We start from the raw sequence: 19041 nt of genomic DNA on the forward strand, positions 1-19041 counted from the left end.
CCACCGGAGGGAGTTTTTCGCGGGAACTCCGTCAGGCGTGATTGTCGCGGCGATTCACCGCCTCGTCCGGCGCGGATAGAGCGGCGGCAGCAGCGACGTTCCCTCCGCTGCCGCTGGCGCCGCATCGCGCCAGCGCGGGCCGCCGGCGAAGGTTTCGCGCAGGGCGGTGCGCGCGCCTGCCATGTCGCCGTCCGCCCAGCGCGCCTGCTGCAGATGCGCGATCGCGTCACGCTGCGCCGGCTCGGCGAGCCGCTGCGACAGTGTGTCGAGGTCCGGTGCGGTCGGCGATGCGAGTCCGCACAGGGCCTGTTCGATTTCCCCCGCGTCGCCAACCTGCAGCACGCGCTGCAGGTCGCGCAGCGAGGTGGCCGGCGCAGCGGGCCCTGCTGCAGATCCGTCCGGCGCTGATCGCGGCCTTCGAGGCAGCCATCCCGACGCCCGTTCGCGCAGCGCCCACGCCAGCGTGGCAAGCCACAGCAGCGCGAACGCCAGCGCGATCCACGGCCACCTTCCGCCGCGCCATGCTGCGCCTGCATCACGCCGGGCGTCGAACGCCTCGTGGCCGGCGACGTCCGGCGCCGCGCTGCCCGCCGCCACGTCGAGATTGATCTCCGGCAGCGACGCGGTGCGCGCAGTCCCGGCGCGCACGTCCCACCAATCCTGCCTCGGGCCGGGAATGCGCAGCGCGCCGGCGCGCACGGGCACGATCGAGAACCGGCGCGTGACCTTGGTGCGCAGGCGACCGCGTTCGAAACGCTCGTCGACCTGCGGCGGTTCTGGAAACACCTGCGCGCCGTCGATCGCGGGCAGTTGCAGTTCCGGCAGCTGGCTGGCGGCGGCGCCGTCCGCGCTGAGCTCCACGTCGATCGTGGCTGCCTCGCCCGCGCGCAGCGACTGCGGCGTGGCGAGGTAGCGCAGTTCGAGGCCGTGCAGCGGCAGCCAGGGCTGCGGCGCGGCGTCGGGCACCGGCCTGACCTGCAGGATCCGCGGCGCGCCGCTGGCGCGCAGCGCGCGGCGGCCGCTGCCGAACACGTCGTCGAAGAAACCGCCGACGCCCGTGCCTTCGAAGCGCGCGCCGGGAATCGCCAGCGTGCCGCTGCGCTCGGGCACGATCACGAAGCGCCGCTCGACCACGGTGTAGCGGCGACCGCCGATTTCGCGGCTGAACTGCAGGTCGCTGCCGACGCGCTGGATCGCGGCGCCCTCCGGCGGCGGCTGGTCGAGCTGTCCCGACACCAGCGGCATCGCGTAGTACAGGCGCAGCGTGTAGCCGATCGACTGCTGCACGTAGGGATCCTGGCTGTCCGCCTCGGCTTCGATGAACACCGGCTCGCCCGCCCGCGCCGGCGCGGTCGACGCGGGTACGACCACCAGCGGCAGCGGCTCGGTGGTTTCGCTGCCCACGCGCAGCGCCGGGATCGTCATCAGGCCCTCGCGCCGCGGCTGCAGCGCGACCGCGAACAGCACGCGCGCACGGCGCTGGCCGTTGACGACCTCGACGCCGCGGCTGCTGCTGTGCCCGCTGAGCACGAAATCCGGCACCAGTCCATCGTAGTCAGGCGCCTGCGCGGTGGCCTGGTCGGTCTCGATGTTGAGCGTCGCGGTTTCGCCGACCTCGATGCGGTCGCGATCCAGCCACGCGCGCGTGGCCGCCTGCGCGGGCTCGAGGCAGGCGGCGCACAGCAGGCACGCGACGATGGCAAGCCAGGCGACGACGCGTCCGCTCATGGTGTGTCCCTCATGCCGTTGCGCCGTTCGTATTCGAGGCGGAAGCGCGCGCGCAGCAGGCCGCCCGGATCGTCGGGCACGCGCCGCAGCCAAGCTTCGCCGGCCTGCCGGCGCTCGCGCTCGGCCTCGGTTTCCGCGCGGTCCGGATCGCCGGCGGCGGTCTCGCCATCGTCCGCCGGCTGCGCGGCCTGCTGCAGCGCCTGCTGCATGCGCTGGCGCTGGGCCTCGTCGGCGTCGCGCTGCGACGGCTCGTCGGCGCCCTGCCGCGACGGCGGCTGCGATGGCGAACCTTCCCCGCGCTCGTTGGCTCGCGAGGTCTCGCCATCCTGTTCTTCCTGCGGCGTCTCGGAAGGATCGCCGCGATCGTCGCCCTCCCGCGAATCCCCCTGCTGCGAGGGCGACGCCTCATCGCCATCGGACTTGCCGCCACCGGACTGCTCGTCGTCCGCATCCGGCTTTTGCCGATCCTGCCCCGGACCGGGCGGCGGCTTGCGCTGCATCGCCGCCGCCACCGCCGCACGGTTGGCGATCGCGTCCTCCATCTCCGGCCGCTGCCGCAGCGCCTCGTCGTAGGCCTGCAGTGCCTCCTCAAGGCGCCCGGCCTTCGCCAGCGCGTTGCCGCGATTGTAGGCCGCGTCCGCACCCGGCAAGGCGCGCCACTCGCGCTCCGCGTCCTCGTACTTGCCGGCGCGGTAGGCCTCGATGCCCTCTCGCATGCGCGCATGCTCGACCTGGTCGGCGCGGCGCCAGGGCGTGCCCGCCACCGGCTCCGCGGCCTGCAGCGGCGGAAGCGGCAGCAGCAGGCACACGGCGAGCACCGCAACCGCGGCGCCGCGACGGAACGCGAGCAGGCCCAGCAGCATCAGCGGCAGCAGCAGCCAGTAGCCCTCGTCGCGCCACGCGCGCGTGCCGGACTGCAGCTGGGTCGCTTCGCCGGCTGCCGAGCCGGTGTCGAGCACGCCGAGCGCGGCGAGGTCGCCATCGCCGGTCGACAGCGCGGTGTAGACACCGCCGCCCGCGGCCGCGGTGCGGCGCAGGGCCCCGGCGTCCAGGCGCGAAGGCTGCAGGCTGCCGTCGCGCGCACGGTAGGTCGCGCCGCCCGGCCTGCCGACACCGATCACCGACACCCGGAATCCCGCGACGGCGGCGCGCGCGGCCGCTGCGATCGCCGCCTCGTCCGCGCCATGCGCCAGCAGCAGGATGTCGCCCTTCGCGTAGCCCGCCTGCGCCAGCAGCTGCATCGCCGCCTCGATCGCGCGGTCGGGGCGATGCCCGTCGACCGGCATCACGTCCGGCGCCAGCGCGTCGAGGAAGATCGCGACGTTGGCGCCGTCATCGGTCAGCGGCGCGACGGTGTAGGCGTCCTCGGAGAACGCGACCAGGGCGACATCGCCGCCGGCGCGCTCGCGCAGCAGGGTCGCCAGCTTCGCGCGCGCCTGCAGCAGGCGCGAGGGCGGCAGGTCGCCGGCGAGCATCGCGTCCGACAGATCGAGCGCGACCACCAGCGCGCGCCCGCCCTGCTGCAGCGGCACCTCGCCCTGGCGCCAGCTCGGACCGGCGAGCGCCAGCACCGCCAGCGTCCACGCCAGCAACCGCACCGCCAGTCCACCGATGCCGCGACGCGTTGCGCCACTTTCGATCAGATGCGGCAGCAGGTGCGCATCGACGTGGCTGCGCCAGACGCTGGCGCGACGCCGCTGCACCTGCCACCACGCCGCCAGCAGCGGCAGCGCGAACAGCGCCCACAGCCAGTGCGGGCGCAGGAAATGCAGCTGCGCGAAGGCCTCGCTCATGCCTGCGCTCCCGCATCCTCGCGACGCGCGCGACCGGGGATGCGCAGCGCCGACAGGCGCGGCGGCGGCAGCATCGCCAGCAGGCCGGCCAGCAGCGCGCCGGCGAGCGGCCACGGATAGCGCTCGATCTTCGGACGCACCTCCCGCCCCGGCCTGGCCACGGGTTCGAGCCGGTCGATCTCGGCGTAGATGCCGGCGAGCTGGTCGGCGTCGCGCGCGCGGAACGCACGGCCCCCCGTGGTCTCGGCGATGCGCTGCAGCGTGGCCTCGTCGATCTCGACCTCGTTGCCGGGCAGTTGGATGCCGAACAGCGACATCGCGTCGCCATCGCCACCGAAGGCGACGGTGTGGATGCGCACTCTGTGCTCTCGCGCCAGTTCCGCGGCCTTCATCGGATCGAGCTGGCCGGCGGTGTTGACGCCGTCGGTCAGCAGCACCAGCACCTGCGAATCCGGCGCGCGCTGCCCGGCCTGCTGGCTGCGCAGGCGCTTGACCGCGAGCCCGATCGCGTCGCCGATCGCGGTCTCGCGCCCGGCCAGTCCCACCACGCTGTCGAGCAGCTGGCCGCGCACGCTGTCGCGGTCGGGCGTCAGCGGCGCCAGCGCATAGGCGCGCTGTCCGAACACGATCAGGCCGACGCGATCGCCGGCGCGGCGGTCGAGGAAGTCCGCAAGCACCGCCTTGGCGGCGGTCAGGCGATCAACCGTGCGGCCGCCCAGGCGCATGTCCTCCTCGCCCATGCTGCCGGACAGGTCGACCGCCAGCATCAGGTCGCGGCCGGAGGCCGGCGGCTGCACCACCTCGCCCAGCTGCTGCGGACGCGCGGCGGCGACGCACAGCAGCGTCCACGCCAGCCAGGCCAGCAGCGGCATGCGCCGCACGCCGCGCGCATCGCCCTGCAGGGTGATGTGTTCCAACCGCCGCCCCCAGGGCACGCGCAGGGCCGGCGCGTCCTGCCGCACCGGCGGCAGCGCCCAGCGCGCCAGCCACGGCACCAGCAGGGCCAGCAGCATCCACGGCCAGGCGAAGCCGGCGAACAGCGAGGCGATCCAGTCGGAGGCGGCGTCGATCATCGGCCCGGCGCCATCCAGTCGAGGAAGCGTGCGCGCGCGGCGATGCGCAGCGCTTCGACCGCATTCTCGTCAACTGCGGGCCGGAACGCGCCCTCGAGCAGCAGGGCGCCCGCTCCGCTTGCGAACACCGGCTGCGGCAGTCCGCTGTCCAGCAGGCGCAGCCAGGCGTCGCCATCGAGCGTGTCGGCGGCGGGATCGCGTCGCCGCGCCGCGCGCCGCAGCAGCTCCGAGATTGCCGCAATCTTCTTCGCCGGCGTGTCCGCCGCGGCGACCGTCCCGTCGAACAGGCGCGCCGCGAGCCGCCGGCGTCGCGCACGTCGCCAGCGCCACCACGCCAGCGCTGCGACGACCGCGAGCAGCACGCCGAACACGATCCACCAGCCCGGTGCAGGCGGCCACCACGGCGGCGCGGCCGGCTCGTGCACGTCGCGCAGCGGCAGCTCGAGCGGATTCATGCGCGTGCCGCTCCCGTGCTGCCGGGCAGCGGCAGCCACGACTGGCTCGGCGCATCGGCCGACAGGATCTCGACGCGTACGCCGCGCGCGCGCAGGAGTCCTGCCGCACGCTGCGCTGCGCCGGAGAACGCCTCCTGCCAGCGCTGGCGCTGCACGCCGGCGGCGAGATCGGGCTCCACCCGCCGGCCCGCGCTGACGAAGGGCAGGCGCAGGCGCGGCGGCTCGCGCTCGAGCGGATCGTCGATCAGCAGCACGACGACTTCGTGGTGCATCGCCAGCGCCGGCCAGGCTTCGGCCGGCACCGGGGCGATGCTGCCGGCATCGGCCAGGACCAGCAGCCGCGATCCGGGACGCAGCAGCCGGCGGGCACGATCGAGCGCGACGGACAGCCCGGCATCGTCGCCCGGCGGTTTCGCGTACCAGCGCACCAGTGCATCGAGCACGCGCAGCGCGCCGCGCGGACCGCCGGCAGGCGGCACCAGCGGCTCGCCGGTGCTGCCGCGCAGGGCCGCGACGCGGTCGCCGTCGCGGATCGCGGCCCAGGCGGCCACCGCCCCCGCGCGCGCCGCCTGCACCGACTTGAAGCGCACGCGGGTGCCGAAGTACAGCTCGGGCGCGGTGTCGGCGACGATCAGCGTCAGCCGCTCGCGCTCGGCCTGGAACAATTTGGTATGCATGCGCCCGCTGCGCGCGGTCAGGCGCCAGTCGATGTGGCGCGCATCGTCGCCCTGCGCGTACTCGCGCGATTCCGCATATTCCATCCCGCGGCCGCGCACCGGCGACGGCGCCGGCCCGCTGATGCCGTGGCGGCCACGCTTCGGCGGCCGCCGCGCCTGCGCCGCGCCGCGCAGGGCGACGAGTTCGGCGAGCGTCGGCACGATGCCGTGATTGGTGATGGGTGATTGGTGATTGGAAACAGCCGCCGCGGGCGATGCCTCGCCAGACACGCGCGTCCACGTCCCCGCCCTTGGCGAATCACCAATCACCAATCACCAATCACCAATCACGGCACTCACGGCAGCGGCACCTTCGACACCAGCTCCGCGACCAGCCGCTCGCCGTCCCAGCCTTCGGCCGTGGCCTCGTAGCTGGGCAGCACGCGATGACGCAGCACGTCGGCGGCCACGGCGCGCACGTCGTCGGGCGTGACGAAGTCTCGGCCGGCCAGCCACGCGCGCGCGCGCGCGCAGCGCTCCAGCGCGATCGAACCGCGTGGACTCGCGCCCCAGGCGATGCGCCGCGCCAGCGCCGCGTCGTAGCGGGCCGCGTCGCGCGAGGCCAGCACCAGTTCCACCAGGTAGCGCTCCACCGCCGGCGCCACGTGCAGCTCGAGCACCGCCGCGCGCGCCGCGAACACGTCCGCCTGCGGCATCCGCACCAGCGCGCGCGCCGCCGGCTGCAGGTTCTCGCGCGCGCGTTCGCGCGCCAGCCGCAGGATCTCGGTTTCGGTCTCGACCTCGGGATAGCCGATGCGCACGTGCATCAGGAAGCGGTCGAGCTGCGCCTCCGGCAGCGGGAACGTGCCCTCCTGCTCGATCGGGTTCTGCGTCGCCATCACCAGGAACAGCGGCGGCAAAGCGTAGGTCTGGCGGCCGACAGTGACCTGGCGCTCGCCCATCGCCTCGAGCAGCGCCGACTGCACCTTGGCCGGCGCGCGGTTGATCTCGTCGGCCAGCAGCAGCGAATGGAAGATCGGCCCCGGCACGAACTCGAACCGCGACTCCTGCGGCCGCCAGATCTCGGTGCCGGTCAGGTCGGCGGGCAGCAGGTCCGGGGTGAACTGCACGCGCGCGAAATCCGCCTCGATCCGGGCCGCCAGCGCGCGGATGGCCGTCGTCTTCGCCAGCCCGGGCGCGCCCTCGACCAGCAGGTGCCCGTCCGCCAGCAGCGCGATCAGCAGGCGCTCGACCAGCGCCGCCTGGCCGACGATCTCGGTCGCCAGGTCGTCGCGGAGGGCGGCGAAGGCGGCGTGCAGGCGGGGGATGTCGTCGCGGGAAGTGTCCATGCGGGGCCGTGGGGGCGAAACGTCAGCCCGCATTGGACCAGAGTCGCGCGGCTTGGTTCAGTGCCGGACGGCACCCGGACTGCGGGAGCGGCTCATCACCGGGCCCGAACGAAGACGGGGCCCGAAGGCCCCGTCCGCGAACTTTGCCGTGCGGCCACCGTTCAGCGCTGCGCCACGCGCATCACCTTCGGCGTCACGAAGATCAGCAGCTCGGCCTTTTCCTTGCTCCTGCCGCGATTCTTGAACAGGTTGCCGAGGATCGGCAGGTCGCCGAAGAAGGGGATCTTCGACAATTCGCTGCGGTCACGGAACTCGTAGACGCCACCGATCGACACCGTCTGGCCGTCTTCCACCAGCACGGCGGTCGTGATCTCGCGCTTGTTGATCTGCGGCACCGAACCGAGGCCCGAGCCGACGCTGACGAAGCCGTCGATCTCGTCCTTCTTCAGCGCCATGTTCAGGAACACGCGGCCATCGTTGGTGATCGTCGGCGTGACCTTGAGCTCGAGCAGCACGTCCTTGAACTCGACGGTCGGGATGCTGTTGCTCTGGCCGCCGGTGACGGTCAGGTAGCCGACCTCCTGGCCCTGGCGGATCACCGCTTCCTTCTGGTTGCTGGTGACGATGCGCGGGTTGGAGACCACTTCGCCACGACCCTCCTCCTGCAGCGCGGAAATCTCCAGATCCCAGTCGATGGTGTTGCCGAGGATCGTCAGCGCCAGCGCGCCGGCACCGCCTCCCACCGGATTGTTGAAGACGAGACCGGTCGGGAACAGATGCGACGGGATGACGTCGCTCGTCCCCTCGTTGGCAAGGTCGTTCGCGCGCTCCGCAAGGTCGTTGATGTAGCGGACGTTGCTGTCGAGCGAGCCGGAACCGACCACGCGGTCCTTGTGCCCGGTCAGACCGAACCGCGCACCGATGTCACGCGAGAACGATTCGTTGGCGATGACGATGCGCGCCTCGATGATCACCTGATCGACCGGCTTGTCCAGCGCAGCCACCAAGCGCTTGATCTCGGCCACCCGCTGCGGGATGTCGATCGCCAGCAGGGTGTTGGTGCGGCGGTCGAAGCTGAGGCTGCCGCGCGCGGACAGGAAGCCGCGGCTCTGGCCGGCGCCGCCGGCACTGCCGCCGCCGCCCTGGCCGGTCTTGCTCTCGTCGGTCAGCAGCTTGGCGATGTCCTCGGCGTTGCCGTAGCTGATCGGGATGTACTCCGTGACCATCTCGGCGCGCTCTTCCAGGGCAAGACGGGCGTTCTCCTTGTCCTGCTCGAATTTCGCGATCTCCGACTGCGGCGCGACCCACACCACGTTGCCGCTGCGGCGCTTGTCGAGCGAGCGCGCCTGCAAGACGATGTCCAGCGCCTGGTCCCACGGCACGTTGATCAGCCGCAGGGTGACGTTGCCGGTGACGGTGTCGCTGGCGACGATGTTGAGATTCGACTCTTCGGCGATCAGCTGCAGCACGGTGCGTACCGGCACGTCCTGGAAGTTGAACGTCACCGGCCGCCCGCTGTAGGCGCGCGACGCCGAGGCCTGCGCGGTCGTCGTCGCGGCCGCGGGACTGCTGGCGCCCACGGCACGGTCCGCTGCCGCCGCCGCACGCGGCACGATCTCGACCACGTAGTCGCGACCGCTCTGGTAGGCCATCGACTCGAAGTTGCCCTGCGCGCTGAGCACGACCTGCGCGCCCTCGCCACCCTGGCGCGCATCGATGCGCTGCACCGGCGTGGCGAAGTCGGTGACGTTGAGCGGGCGCTGCAGCGCGGCGGGCAACGAGGCATTGCCGATGTTCACGATCACGCTGGAACCCTGGGTCCGCAGGTCGGGATTCGCACCCTCCCCGTCGAAGCGCAGGATCAGCTTGCCGGCGCCGCCATCCCCGCGCTTGAAGTCGACGGCAGAGACCGATACGACGCCGGGCACCTGCTTGGCCGGATCGGCGGACGCGACCTGCGCGACGGCAAACAGGCCGGGCGCGATCGCGCTTGCGGACGTGGGAGCACCCGCCGCGGCAGAGGCCGACAGCAGGCCGGCGACAAGGCCGAGCGCCAGGGCCTTGGCCGGGAAGGCCGGCCGGGCCGGTTGCGCACTACGCACTTTGTTGACGGTCATCTTGACTTCCCCTGATCAATTGTCTTCGAGCGCAACCGAAGCCGGCCGTTCCAGCCAGCCGCCAGCGCCATCCGGCACGAGTTCGACGAGATCGATTCTATCTTCACGCACGCCGGTCACCCGGCCATCGTTCTGCCCCAGGTACGAACCCGACGACACCCGGTAGGTCACCTTGTCCGGCGCCATCACCAGCGCCACCATGCCCGGACCGGTATGCAGCGTGCCGACCATGTCCAGGCTGTCGAGCGGGAACTGCTCGAGCGTCTGCTTGCGGCGGTTGGAGTCCGGCCGCGGGCCGCTGCCGCTGCCATCGTCACGGAACGCGGCGCTGAACGGGTCGCGCATGTCCTGCGCCGCGTACTCGAAGGTCTCGAACTGCTGCATGACCGGCAGCGGGTCCAGCGGCGGCGCCGGCCGTGCCTTGACGTTGGCCACCCACTCCTCGAGGTTCGGCGCGTCGCCCGGCGTGCTGGTGATGCCGCGCACGCAGCCCGACAGCGCCAGCACGGCCAGCGGCAGCACGACGAATCCGAAAATGCTCTTCGACTTGGTTCGCATGATCACTTCGCCCCCCCGGCTGCCTGCGCCGCCTGCGCCGCGGCCTCCTCTTCGTCGAGGTAGCGGTAGGTCTTGACCGTGCCCGCCAGCTCGAGGCTGGAGTTCGGGCTGATCGCGGCCAGCGGATTGCTGCCGCCACCGCGCGGGCGCAGCGAGATGTCGTGCATGGTCATGATCACCACCCGCGGCAGCGAGGCCACGCCGCTGACGAAGGCGCCGAACTGGTGGTAGGTGCCGACCATCTTCAGCTCGATCGGCTTCTCGGCGTAGAACTCCTTGGGCACTTCGGGGCCGGGCTTGAACAGCTCGTTGCTGATGCCGGTGGCGAGCGCGGTCTGGGAGATGTCGTTGATCAGCGCCGGCATCTCGGTGCGGCTGGGCAGCTGGCGCAGCATCTGCTGCAGCTGCTGTTCCATCTGCGCGAGCTGCTGCTTGAGCGGCTCGAGGTTCGCGGCGCGGCCCTGCTTCTCCTCGAAATCGGCGCGGAGGCCGGCTTCCTGGGATTCGAGCCCCTTGAGTTCATCGCCCTTCTTGCGGGTCACCACGTACCACAGCAGGCCGAAGATCAGCAGGCCGAGCAGCACGCAGAAGCCGATCTTGAACTCCCGCGGCCAGGCGCCGGTGTTGTTGAAGTCCAGCTCCCGCAGCGACATCTTCTTTTTCTGGCTCACGGGGCGCCTCCTTCAGCGGACTCGGACGCGGCCGGCTCGGCAGCCGGCTCCGCGGCGGGTGCCGCGGGCTCCGCCGTCGGCGCTTCCGCCTGCGGGGCTGCGTCGGGAACCTGCGGCTCGGCGCTGACGGGCGGCACCGGATCCGGAATGCCGTCGCCGTCCTCGTCCTTCGGCGCGTTCGGGTTGGCCAGCTGCACCGACAGGTTGAACGCGTAAGGCAGTCCGGCCACGCCGTCGCGGGCCTCGATGATCGACAGGTCGGGCTTGGTCATCCAGCCCGAGCCCTCGAGGTTGCGCATGTAGGTGCTGACCCGCGAGTTGGACTGCGAGCGGCCTTCCAGCGTGAGCTTCTCGCCCTCCTGCTTGATCGTGGTCAGGATCACGCCGTCGGGGATGGTGCGCACCAGCGAGTCGAACAGGTGGACCATCTGCGAGCGGTTCGCCTGCAGCTGCTCGATGACTTCCTTGCGCGCCAGCAGCCGGGATTTCTGCTTGTCCAGCTCGTCGATCTCGACGATCTTCTTGTCGACCTCGGCGATCTGCTGCGTCAGGTACTGGTTGCGCTCCTTCTGCCCGGAGATCTGGGCGTTGTAGTACATGTTGAACAGGAACCACAGCGCCAGTCCCGCGAGCGCCGCCAGCCCCAGCATCACGCCGAAGTCCTTCTGGCGCTGCTTGCGGCGCTCCGCGCGCCACGGAAGTAGGTTGATCCGGGCCATCAGTCGAAGCTCCTCAGGGCGAGGCCGCAGGCGATCATCAGGGCCGGGGCATCCTGCGCCAGCGCATGGGCCTGCACCCGCGAACCGAGCGTCATCTGCGCCAGCGGATTGGCGATGACGGTCTGCACGCCGAGCTGCTCCTCGACCATCTCGGCGATGCCGGGGATCGAGGCGCAGCCGCCGGCCAGCACGATCTGGTCGACGCGGTTGAACTCGCTGCCGGCGTAGAAGAACTGCAGCAGGCGGCTGATCTGCTGGACCAGCGCCTCCTTGAAGGGTTCGAGCACCTCGATCTCGTAGCTCTCGGGCAGGCCGCCCTGGCGCTTGGCCAGGCCCGCTTCTTCGTAGCTCAGGCCGTAGCGGCGCATGACCTCGTCGGTGAGCTGCTTGCCGCCGAACACCTGCTCGCGCGCATACAGGCTGCGGCCGTTGCGCAGGATGTTGAGCGTGGTCATGGTCGCGCCGACGTCGACCAGGGCAACGATCCCGTCGCGCGGGATGTTGAGCGTGCTGGCGATCAGGCCGAAGGCGTTCTCGATCGCGAAGGCCTCGACGTCGACCACGCGCGCGGTCAGGCCGCCGAGTTCCAGCGCCGAGGCGCGCATCTCGACGTTTTCCGAACGCGACGCCGCCAGCAACACCTGCACCATCTCGCTGTTGCCCGGCATCGCCCCCAGCACCTCGAAGTCGAGGTTCACTTCCTCGATCGGGTACGGGATGTAGTTGACGGCCTCGAGCTCGACCTGCGACTCCATGTCGTCATCGTCGAGGTCCGACGGCATCGGGATGATCTTGGTGATGACCGCCGAACCGGAGACCGCGGCCGCGGCGAACTTGGCCTTGCTGCCCGAGCGCGAGACCGCGCGGCGGATCGCCTCGCCCACCGCCTCGACCTCGACGATGTTCTTCTCGACCACGGCGTTCGGCGGCAGCGGTTCGACCGCATAGTGCTCGACCCGGTAGCGGTCGCCGGAACGCGACAGCTGCAGCAGCTTGACCGCAGTCGAACTGACGTCGACACCGACCAGCGGCGCTTGACTTTTTGTGATCAGCCCCACGTTTTTCCCCTTTGTCACGGGCGCTTACGTGCGCAACGTGCCCCGACGCATTAAATAACGGACTTTTCATCCGGTGGCAACTGTCGATTCTCCAGAGCGTGCCGGATTGCCCGGGTTGGGGCCAACCCTGCCCCTCCGCGACACCTCCACGCAAGGGCCGTGCCGGCCGCGGGCACGGGGGAAGGGGCGCAACCCGAACAAAGGCGATACGCAGGAAGCCGGGCGCTACGGCCAGCCGCGGCCGCGGCGCCCGGCCCCTCTATACTTGCGCCCCTATGTCGACGCCCGAACACCGGCCAGTCCGGAAGAAATCCCGCCTCCTCCGCTTCCTGGGCTGGGCCCTGCTGGCCTGCCTGGCGCTGGGGCTGGTCGCTGTCGCCGCCGCCGGATTCCTTTATTACACGGTGTCGTCGAAGCTGCCTGACGTGCAGAGCCTGCGCGACGTCGAGATGCAGGAGCCGATGTACGTCTATTCCCGCGACGGCAAGCTGATGGCGCTGTTCGGCGAGATGCGGCGCTACCCGGTGCGGATCGAGGACGTGCCCGACCGCCTGAAGAAGGCCTTCCTCGCCACCGAGGACGCGCGCTTCTACGAACACGGCGGCGTCGACTACAAGGGCGTGGCGCGCGCGGTCTGGCTGATCGCCAAGACCGGATCGAAGGAAGGCGTGCCCGGCGGCTCGACCATCACCCAGCAGGTCGCCCGCCAGTTCTACCTGAGCCCCGAGGTCAGCTACACGCGCAAGTTCGCCGAGATGCTGCTGGCGCGGAAGATGGAGCAGGAGCTGAGCAAGGACGAGATCTTCGAGCTGTATCTCAACAAGAGCTTCTTCGGCAACCGCTCCTACGGCGTCGCCGCCGCGGCCGAGTTCTACTACGGCAAGCAGCTGGCCGAGCTGGACCTGGACGAGATGGCCTCGCTGGCGGCGATTCCGAAGTTCCCGTCCAGCGGCAATCCGCTCAGCAATCCCGAGCGCGCGCGCGAGCGTCGCGACGACTACGTGCTGGCACGGATGCAGGAACTGGGCTTCATCACCGCGGCCGAGTCCGCGCAGGCGCGCGCCGTGCCGATGCACGCCAGGCCACACGAGCGCCCGGTCGAGATCTATGCGCCCTACGTGGCGGAAATGGTGCGCCAGGAGATGGAGGCGCGCTTCGGCGGCGACGTACTGACCAAGGGCTACCACGTCACCACCACCATCGACCCGGCGCTGCAGGCCGCCGCCGACCAGGCCGTGCGCAGCGGGCTGTCGGTCTACGACCACCGCCACGGCTGGACCGGCAAGCCCGAGCAGACCTTCGAACTCGCCGCCGACGAGGACGCGGCCACCGCCGGCGCGCGCCTGCGCGGCACCCCGGCGCAGAGCGGGCTGCTGCCGGCGGTGGTGCTGCGCAGCGGCAACGGCACCGCCGACGTCGCGCTCACCGACGGCACCACGGTGACGCTGGACGCGGCCAGCAGCCGCTGGACCGGGAAGAACCCGGCGGCGCTGGTCAAGCGCGGCGACGTGGTGCGCGTCAAGCGCATCGAGACGCCGGCCAAGGGCGGCACGACGGCCGCTTCCGGCGACGCTCCCGCCGCGCCGCCGACCGTCAGCTGGCAGCTCGATCAGCTGCCGCGCGGCCAGGCCACCCTAGTCTCGCTGGAGCCCGACACCGGCGCGCTGCGCGCGCTGGTCGGCGGCTTCAGCTTCGCCGGCAACAAGTTCAACCGCGCCACCCAGGCGCGGCGCCAGCCCGGTTCCAGCTTCAAGCCCTTCATCTACGCCGCCGCGTTCGAGCGCGGATTCAACCCGGCCTCGATCGTGCTCGACGCGCCGGTGGTGTTCCGCATGCGCCGCGGCCAGGACTGGCGGCCGCAGAACGACGACGGCCGGTTCGCCGGCCCGATGCGGCTGCGCGAGGCGCTGGTGCGCTCGCGCAACCTGGTCTCGGTGCGCATGCTCGACGCGATCGGCGTCGACTACGCGCGCCGCTACATCAGCCATTTCGGCTTCGACGAGGCGGAGCTGCCGCCGAACCTGTCGATCTCGCTGGGCACGCCCTCGCTGACCCCGCTGTCGGTTGCGCGCGGCTACGCGGTGTTCGCCAACGGCGGCTTCCGCATCGACCCGTGGTTCATCGACGAGGTGCGCGACCGCAGCGGCGAAGTGGTGTTCAAGGCCAACCCGGCGATCGCCTGCCGCACCTGCTCGGTCGGCAACCGCGCCATCCAGGTGGCGCGCGCCAACGTGGTCGACGGCTTCGACCTCGGGCCGGCGCGGCCGGCCCAGCCCGCGCGCCCGGCCGGCGACGCGGCCGAGGGCGAAGGCGAGTCGGAAGCGCCCGCCGAGCTGCCGGAGGACGCGATCCTCGCCCAGCGCGCGATCGACGAGCGCGTGGCCTACCAGCTGGTGTCGATGATGCGCGACGTCGTGCAGCGCGGCACCGGCGCCCAGGCCAGGGTGCTCGGCCGCGAGGACGTGGGCGGCAAGACCGGCTCCACCAACGACCACCGCGACGCCTGGTTCTCCGGCTTCGGTGGCAACCTCGTGACCTCGGTCTGGGTCGGCCGCGACGACAACCGCTCGCTCGGCTACCGCGAATACGGCGGCAGGGCCGCGCTGCCGATCTGGATCGACTACATGCGCGTCGCCCTGAAGGACGTGCCGATCGCGCGCAACGATCCGCCCGACGGCATGATCAAGGTCGCGGTCACCGCCGGCGGCCAGCTGCTGCCGACCACCTCCAGCGGCGGCATCGTCGAGTACGTCAAGGTCGAGGATCTCGAGCGCATGGAGTCGGCCAACGAATTCGACTTCGACGACATGCCGGCCGAGGAAGCGTTCGACATCTTCTGAGCGGCGCCCCTCTTGTAGGAGCGCCTTCAGGCGCGACCGCTTTCGCGCGGCTCCTTCGACGCCCGGTCGCGGCTGAAGCCGCTCCTACACCGTGGCAGGACGGGCCCGGATCGACGTGCGAATGCCGCGGCGATGAACCGCCGCCCCGCTTCACGTTGACGTTTCCGGCGCATGGGGTACAGTCGGCGCGTCGCAGGACCGGGGGATCGAGATGCACCGCGCCCGCCAGCACGCCGAAACGCGCACCCGCGAACGTCGGCGCCGCCTCGCCCACGAAGCCGCGAAGCTGATGGCCGAAGGCGGCATCCGCGACTTCCACCAGGCCAAGCTCAAAGCCGCCGACCGCCTCGGCTTCCACGACGACGCCTCGCTGCCGCGCAACCGCGAGATCGAGGACGCCCTGCGCGAATACCAGCGCCTGTTCCTCGGCGACAGCCACGCCCACGGCCTGCGCGCGCGCCGCGAGGCCGCGCTGCGCGCGCTGGAGTTCTTCGCCCGCTTCGACGCGCGCCTGGTCGGGCCGGTGCTCGACGGTACCGCCGACGCGCGCTCGCCCGTCGCCCTGCAGCTCTACAGCGACGACGCCGACGCGGTGGCGCGTTTCCTCGAGGAGGGCGGCATCCCCGCCGAATCGCGCAGCCGCCGGCTGCGGCTGGACCGGATGCGCGAGGGCGAGTTCCCGGTGTGGATGTTCAGCGCCGAGGAACTGACCTTCGACCTGACCGTGCTGCCGGCGATCGCGCTGCGCCAGGCGCCGCTGTCGAGCGTCGACGAGAAGCCGATGCGGCGCGCGTCCGCGGCGCAGCTGCGGCAGATGCTGGTCGACGAGGACATCGCCGGCTACGACGCCGAGAGTGGGGACTGAAACCGCGCGCCTCAGGAGGTCGTCTCCGACCCCAGCTTGTCATCCCGAAAGCAGTGAGGGATCTGCCCTGCGGAAACAAGAATCCCTCACGGAGCCCTGTCCTGAGCGCAGCCGAAGGATTCGGGATGACAAGCCGAGGTACTGGGTGATTCCTGCCAATCACCAATATGCGAATCCCCCTGACGCCCCCAACGAAAAACGCCCCGCGATGCGGGGCGTTCTGCCTTCGCGCCAGAGCTTCAGCGCTTGCCGGCCGGCACGTAGTCGCGCACGTCGTGGCCGGTATAGATCTGGCGCGGACGGCCGATCTTGGCCTCGGGATCGACCTGCTGCTCCAGCCAGTGCGCCACCCAGCCGGCGGTGCGACCGATCGCGAACATGACGGTGAACATCTCGGTCGGGATCTTCAGCGCCTTGTAGATGATGCCGCTGTAGAAGTCGACGTTCGGGTAGAGCTTGCGCTGGATGAAGTACTCGTCCTGCAGCGCGGCCTCCTCAAGGCGCATCGCCACTTCCAGCAGCGGGTCGTCGACGCCGAGCTCGCCCAGCACCTTGTGGGTCATCTCGCGGATGATCTTGGCGCGCGGGTCGAAGTTCTTGTAGACGCGGTGGCCGAAGCCCATCAGGCGGAAGCCCGACTCCTTGTCCTTGGCCTTGGCGACGGCCGAGGCGACGTTCTTGGCGTCGCCGATCTCCTCGAGCATCTTCAGCACCGCCTCGTTGGCGCCGCCGTGCGCGGGACCCCACAGCGCGGTGATGCCGGCGGCGATGCAGGCGTACGGATTCGCCCCGGTCGAGCCGACCAGGCGCACGGTCGAGGTCGAGGCGTTCTGCTCGTGGTCGGCGTGCAGGATGAACAGCAGGTCGAGCGCCTTGGCGACCACCGGATTGAGCTCCAGCGGCTCGCTCGGCACCTCGAACATCATGTGCAGGAAGCGGTCGACGTACTCGAGGTTGTTGCGCGGGTAGCGGATCGGCCAGCCGATCGAATAGCGGTAGGCGGCGGCGGCCAGGGTCGGCACCTTGGCCAGCAGGCGGATCGCGGCCTGGCGGCGCTGCTCCGGGTCCTCGAGGTCGAGCGTGTCGTGGTAGAAGGCCGACAGCGAGGCCACGGTGCCGGCGAGCATCGCCATCGGGTGCGCGTCGTAGTGGAAGCCGCCGAGGAAGTTCTTCAGCGACTCGTGCATCATCGTGTGGTGCGTCACCTCGTGTTCGAACTTCGCGAACTCGGCCTTGTCCGGCAGTTCGCCGTTCATCAGCAGGTAGGCCACTTCCAGGAAGCTGGAATGCTCGGCGAGCTGCTCGATCGGGTAGCCGCGGTAGAGCAGCACGCCCTTGTCGCCGTCGATGTAGGTGATCGCCGACTTGCAGCTGGCTGTGGCGGTGAAGCCGGAGTCGTAGGTGAAGAGCCCGGTCTCCCTGGTCAGCTTCGAGATGTCGACGCAATCGTTGCCGAGCGTGGGTTTCAGGACGGGCAGGTCGACGGACTTGCCGCCGGCGTTCAACACGACTTGGTCAGACACGGATGCGCTCCTCGGGTTTCGGACGTGCGGACGGGCCCCGGGGGCCCGGCGACGGCGGCCAGGACAACTGCCGCAACGCAACAATTATCGCACAGCCGGTTCGAGCGCCGACTCGGACTTTGGTCGCGCAAGACGGAACCCGACGCGGCAATGATGAGGAACGCGCCGCCGCGCGTGGGGACAATGAATTGCCGGGCGATCGAGCTTCACAAATGCCGACGGCCACCTTGCGGCGGCCGTCGATGGAACGCATTGTTGCCCGCTTACTTCGCGTAGCGACGCTTGAACTTGTCGATGCGACCGCTGGTGTCGATGACCTTGTTCTGGCCGGTGTAGAACGGATGCGTCGCCGAGGACACTTCGATCTTCACCAGCGGGTATTCGTTGCCGTCCTCCCACTTGATCGTCTCCTTCGAGGAGGCGGCCAGCGTGGAACGGGTGAGGAACCTGAAATCGGAAGTCACGTCCTGGAAGACGACTTCGCGGTATTCGGGATGGATGTCGGCCTTCATGACGATTACCGTGACGTTTGCGCAAGGAAAGAGCGGCATTTTAACGCGTGCGAGACGCCCGGCGCAAGCCGGCTTCAGGCGGCCGCCAGCGCGGCCCGGACCCGGGCCTCGAAGGCCGCTTGGTCGTAGCAGAGCAGGATCCGGGCCCGGTCGGGCGCCCCGGTCTGCCGGTTCCAGTCGACCACGGTCGCGCCGCGGGCCGGCCCCTGCGCCAGCGCGACCTCGATCGGGCGCTCGGCCACCTCCCCCGCCCCCTGCGGCGCCAGCGCCCAGGCCATGGCCAGGGCGTCGGCCGCGAACCAGCGGTCACCGCGGCGGTCCGCCGACCACGCCCGGGTCTGGCGCGAGATCGCCTCGTAGAAGCGGGCCCGGTCCGAGTCGGCCGCCAGCCATTGCACCACCGCCTCGTGCGGCAGGCCGTGCGCGAGGGTCGCCTCCCAGTCCGCGAGGTCGAAGACGGGGAAGGCCTCGAACACGATCTTCGCGGCTTCGGGATCGAAATAGACGTTGAATTCCGCCGCCGGGGTGATGTTGCCGTGCGCGGTCACCGCGCCGCCCATCACCACGAGGCGGGCGACGCGTTCGGGCAGGGTCGGGTCGAGCTTCAGCGCCAGCGCGACATTGGTCAGCGGTCCGAGCGCGACCAGCAGCAGCCGGCCGGCGTGCGCGTGCGAGAGGCGCAGGATCGCCAGCGCGGCGTGTTCGCGCGCGGGTGCGCCGCTGGCCGGTTCATAGCCCACGTCGCCGAAACCGTCCTGCCCGTGCACGTAGGCCGCATCGGGGGCGGCGTGCAGCAGCGGCGCCGCGCAGCCGGGGAAGACCGGAACATCGCTGCGCCCGGCCACCTCGCACAGCTTCAGCGCGTTGGCGACGGTGTGGCGCAGGCCGACGTTGCCGGCCGCGACCGTCAGTCCGACGATGTCGTGGCCGGGATCGTTGAACGCCATCAGCAATGCGAGCGCATCGTCGACGCCGGGGTCGGTGTCGATGAGCAGGGGGATCTTGTCGGTCATCAGGAGTCGGACATCAGGGAACCGGAAAAGCCTAGAGGTTTGTCATCCCGGGCCCGGAAGCAAGATCCCTCGCTACGCTCGGGACGACACCTTCGGGAACAATGCTCGCTG

General features: G+C 70.8%; 16 protein-coding genes. 2 read left to right on the top strand and 14 right to left on the bottom strand.

Annotated elements, in window-relative coordinates; translation table 11 throughout:
- Positions 1-54 precede the first annotated feature (54 nt).
- The 11 genes from FQY83_RS10905 to FQY83_RS10955 form a co-directional block, all read right to left on the bottom strand.
- Positions 55-1728 carry a BatD family protein gene (locus FQY83_RS10905; RefSeq protein ID WP_146387901.1) on the bottom strand — a complete coding sequence of 558 codons (1674 nt, stop codon included), beginning with the start codon at positions 1726-1728 and terminating at the stop codon, positions 55-57.
- Positions 1725-3521, bottom strand: a complete 1797-nt coding sequence (locus FQY83_RS10910) for a VWA domain-containing protein (RefSeq protein ID WP_146387903.1) — start codon at positions 3519-3521, stop codon at positions 1725-1727. Before FQY83_RS10910 ends, FQY83_RS10905 begins: the two co-directional genes overlap by 4 nt.
- A complete protein-coding gene (locus tag FQY83_RS10915) occupies positions 3518-4594 on the bottom strand; it encodes a vWA domain-containing protein (RefSeq protein ID WP_425478636.1) in 1077 nt (358 codons plus the stop codon). The genes FQY83_RS10910 and FQY83_RS10915 overlap by 4 nt, the downstream gene beginning before the upstream one ends.
- Positions 4591-5049, bottom strand: coding sequence for a DUF4381 family protein (locus FQY83_RS10920; RefSeq protein WP_146387905.1), 459 nt, complete (start codon positions 5047-5049; stop codon positions 4591-4593). The genes FQY83_RS10915 and FQY83_RS10920 overlap by 4 nt, the downstream gene beginning before the upstream one ends.
- Positions 5046-5927, bottom strand: a complete 882-nt coding sequence (locus FQY83_RS10925; protein WP_425478637.1) for a DUF58 domain-containing protein — start codon at positions 5925-5927, stop codon at positions 5046-5048. Before FQY83_RS10925 ends, FQY83_RS10920 begins: the two co-directional genes overlap by 4 nt.
- Before the next feature lie 134 nt (positions 5928-6061).
- Positions 6062-7054, bottom strand: coding sequence for an AAA family ATPase (locus FQY83_RS10930; protein WP_425478638.1), 993 nt, complete (start codon positions 7052-7054; stop codon positions 6062-6064).
- 161 nt (positions 7055-7215) lie between these two features.
- Complete coding sequence (locus tag FQY83_RS10935; RefSeq protein ID WP_146387911.1) at positions 7216-9171, bottom strand: type IV pilus secretin PilQ; 1956 nt, start codon at positions 9169-9171, stop codon at positions 7216-7218.
- Positions 9172-9186: 15 nt separating this feature from the next.
- Complete coding sequence (locus tag FQY83_RS10940; protein ID WP_146387913.1) at positions 9187-9729, bottom strand: pilus assembly protein PilP; 543 nt, start codon at positions 9727-9729, stop codon at positions 9187-9189.
- Between the two features lie 2 nt (positions 9730-9731).
- Positions 9732-10382 carry a type IV pilus inner membrane component PilO gene (locus FQY83_RS10945; protein ID WP_146388136.1) on the bottom strand — a complete coding sequence of 217 codons (651 nt, stop codon included), beginning with the start codon at positions 10380-10382 and terminating at the stop codon, positions 9732-9734.
- Between the two features lie 14 nt (positions 10383-10396).
- Positions 10397-11119: a PilN domain-containing protein gene (locus FQY83_RS10950; protein WP_146387915.1), complete on the bottom strand. Its 723-nt coding sequence runs from the start codon at positions 11117-11119 to the stop codon at positions 10397-10399.
- Positions 11119-12177, bottom strand: a complete 1059-nt coding sequence (locus FQY83_RS10955; RefSeq protein ID WP_146388137.1) for a pilus assembly protein PilM — start codon at positions 12175-12177, stop codon at positions 11119-11121. The genes FQY83_RS10950 and FQY83_RS10955 overlap by 1 nt, the downstream gene beginning before the upstream one ends.
- 275 nt (positions 12178-12452) lie before the next feature.
- On the opposite strand from FQY83_RS10955, the gene FQY83_RS10960 reads away from it, so the two are divergent.
- Positions 12453-15017, top strand: coding sequence for a penicillin-binding protein 1A (locus tag FQY83_RS10960; RefSeq protein WP_146387917.1), 2565 nt, complete (start codon positions 12453-12455; stop codon positions 15015-15017).
- A 211-nt stretch (positions 15018-15228) separates the two neighbouring features.
- Complete coding sequence (locus tag FQY83_RS10965; protein ID WP_146387919.1) at positions 15229-15882, top strand: hypothetical protein; 654 nt, start codon at positions 15229-15231, stop codon at positions 15880-15882.
- A gap of 239 nt (positions 15883-16121) precedes the next feature.
- Here FQY83_RS10965 and FQY83_RS10970 read toward each other — a convergent pair whose 3' ends face one another.
- From FQY83_RS10970 to FQY83_RS10980, 3 genes are all read right to left on the bottom strand, one after another.
- Entirely contained in the window at positions 16122-17405 is a 1284-nt protein-coding gene (locus FQY83_RS10970) for a citrate synthase (RefSeq protein ID WP_146387921.1), read from the bottom strand.
- A 263-nt stretch (positions 17406-17668) separates the two neighbouring features.
- Positions 17669-17917, bottom strand: coding sequence for a type B 50S ribosomal protein L31 (locus tag FQY83_RS10975; protein ID WP_146387923.1), 249 nt, complete (start codon positions 17915-17917; stop codon positions 17669-17671).
- A 74-nt stretch (positions 17918-17991) separates the two neighbouring features.
- Entirely contained in the window at positions 17992-18930 is a 939-nt protein-coding gene (locus tag FQY83_RS10980) for a nucleoside hydrolase (protein WP_146387925.1), read from the bottom strand.
- Positions 18931-19041 lie beyond the last annotated feature (111 nt).

This window comes from Luteimonas marina (genome assembly GCF_007859325.1).
In the GTDB taxonomy this organism is placed as follows: domain Bacteria; phylum Pseudomonadota; class Gammaproteobacteria; order Xanthomonadales; family Xanthomonadaceae; genus Luteimonas; species Luteimonas marina.

Bases quoted from the DNA above. Each gene is read 5' to 3' on its own strand.
- FQY83_RS10905 (WP_146387901.1), bottom strand. From the start codon at position 1,728: ATGAGCGGACGCGTCGTCGCCTGGCTTGCCATCGTCGCGTGCCTGCTG.
- FQY83_RS10910 (WP_146387903.1), bottom strand. From the start codon at position 3,521: ATGAGCGAGGCCTTCGCGCAGCTGCATTTCCTGCGCCCGCACTGGCTG.
- FQY83_RS10915 (WP_425478636.1), bottom strand. From the start codon at position 4,594: ATGATCGACGCCGCCTCCGACTGGATCGCCTCGCTGTTCGCCGGCTTC.
- FQY83_RS10920 (WP_146387905.1), bottom strand. From the start codon at position 5,049: ATGAATCCGCTCGAGCTGCCGCTGCGCGACGTGCACGAGCCGGCCGCG.
- FQY83_RS10930 (WP_425478638.1), bottom strand. From the start codon at position 7,054: ATGGACACTTCCCGCGACGACATCCCCCGCCTGCACGCCGCCTTCGCC.
- FQY83_RS10935 (WP_146387911.1), bottom strand. From the start codon at position 9,171: ATGACCGTCAACAAAGTGCGTAGTGCGCAACCGGCCCGGCCGGCCTTC.
- FQY83_RS10940 (WP_146387913.1), bottom strand. From the start codon at position 9,729: ATGCGAACCAAGTCGAAGAGCATTTTCGGATTCGTCGTGCTGCCGCTG.
- FQY83_RS10945 (WP_146388136.1), bottom strand. From the start codon at position 10,382: ATGTCGCTGCGGGAGCTGGACTTCAACAACACCGGCGCCTGGCCGCGG.
- FQY83_RS10950 (WP_146387915.1), bottom strand. From the start codon at position 11,119: ATGGCCCGGATCAACCTACTTCCGTGGCGCGCGGAGCGCCGCAAGCAG.
- FQY83_RS10960 (WP_146387917.1), top strand. From the start codon at position 12,453: ATGTCGACGCCCGAACACCGGCCAGTCCGGAAGAAATCCCGCCTCCTC.
- FQY83_RS10965 (WP_146387919.1), top strand. From the start codon at position 15,229: ATGCACCGCGCCCGCCAGCACGCCGAAACGCGCACCCGCGAACGTCGG.
- FQY83_RS10975 (WP_146387923.1), bottom strand. From the start codon at position 17,917: ATGAAGGCCGACATCCATCCCGAATACCGCGAAGTCGTCTTCCAGGAC.
- FQY83_RS10980 (WP_146387925.1), bottom strand. From the start codon at position 18,930: ATGACCGACAAGATCCCCCTGCTCATCGACACCGACCCCGGCGTCGAC.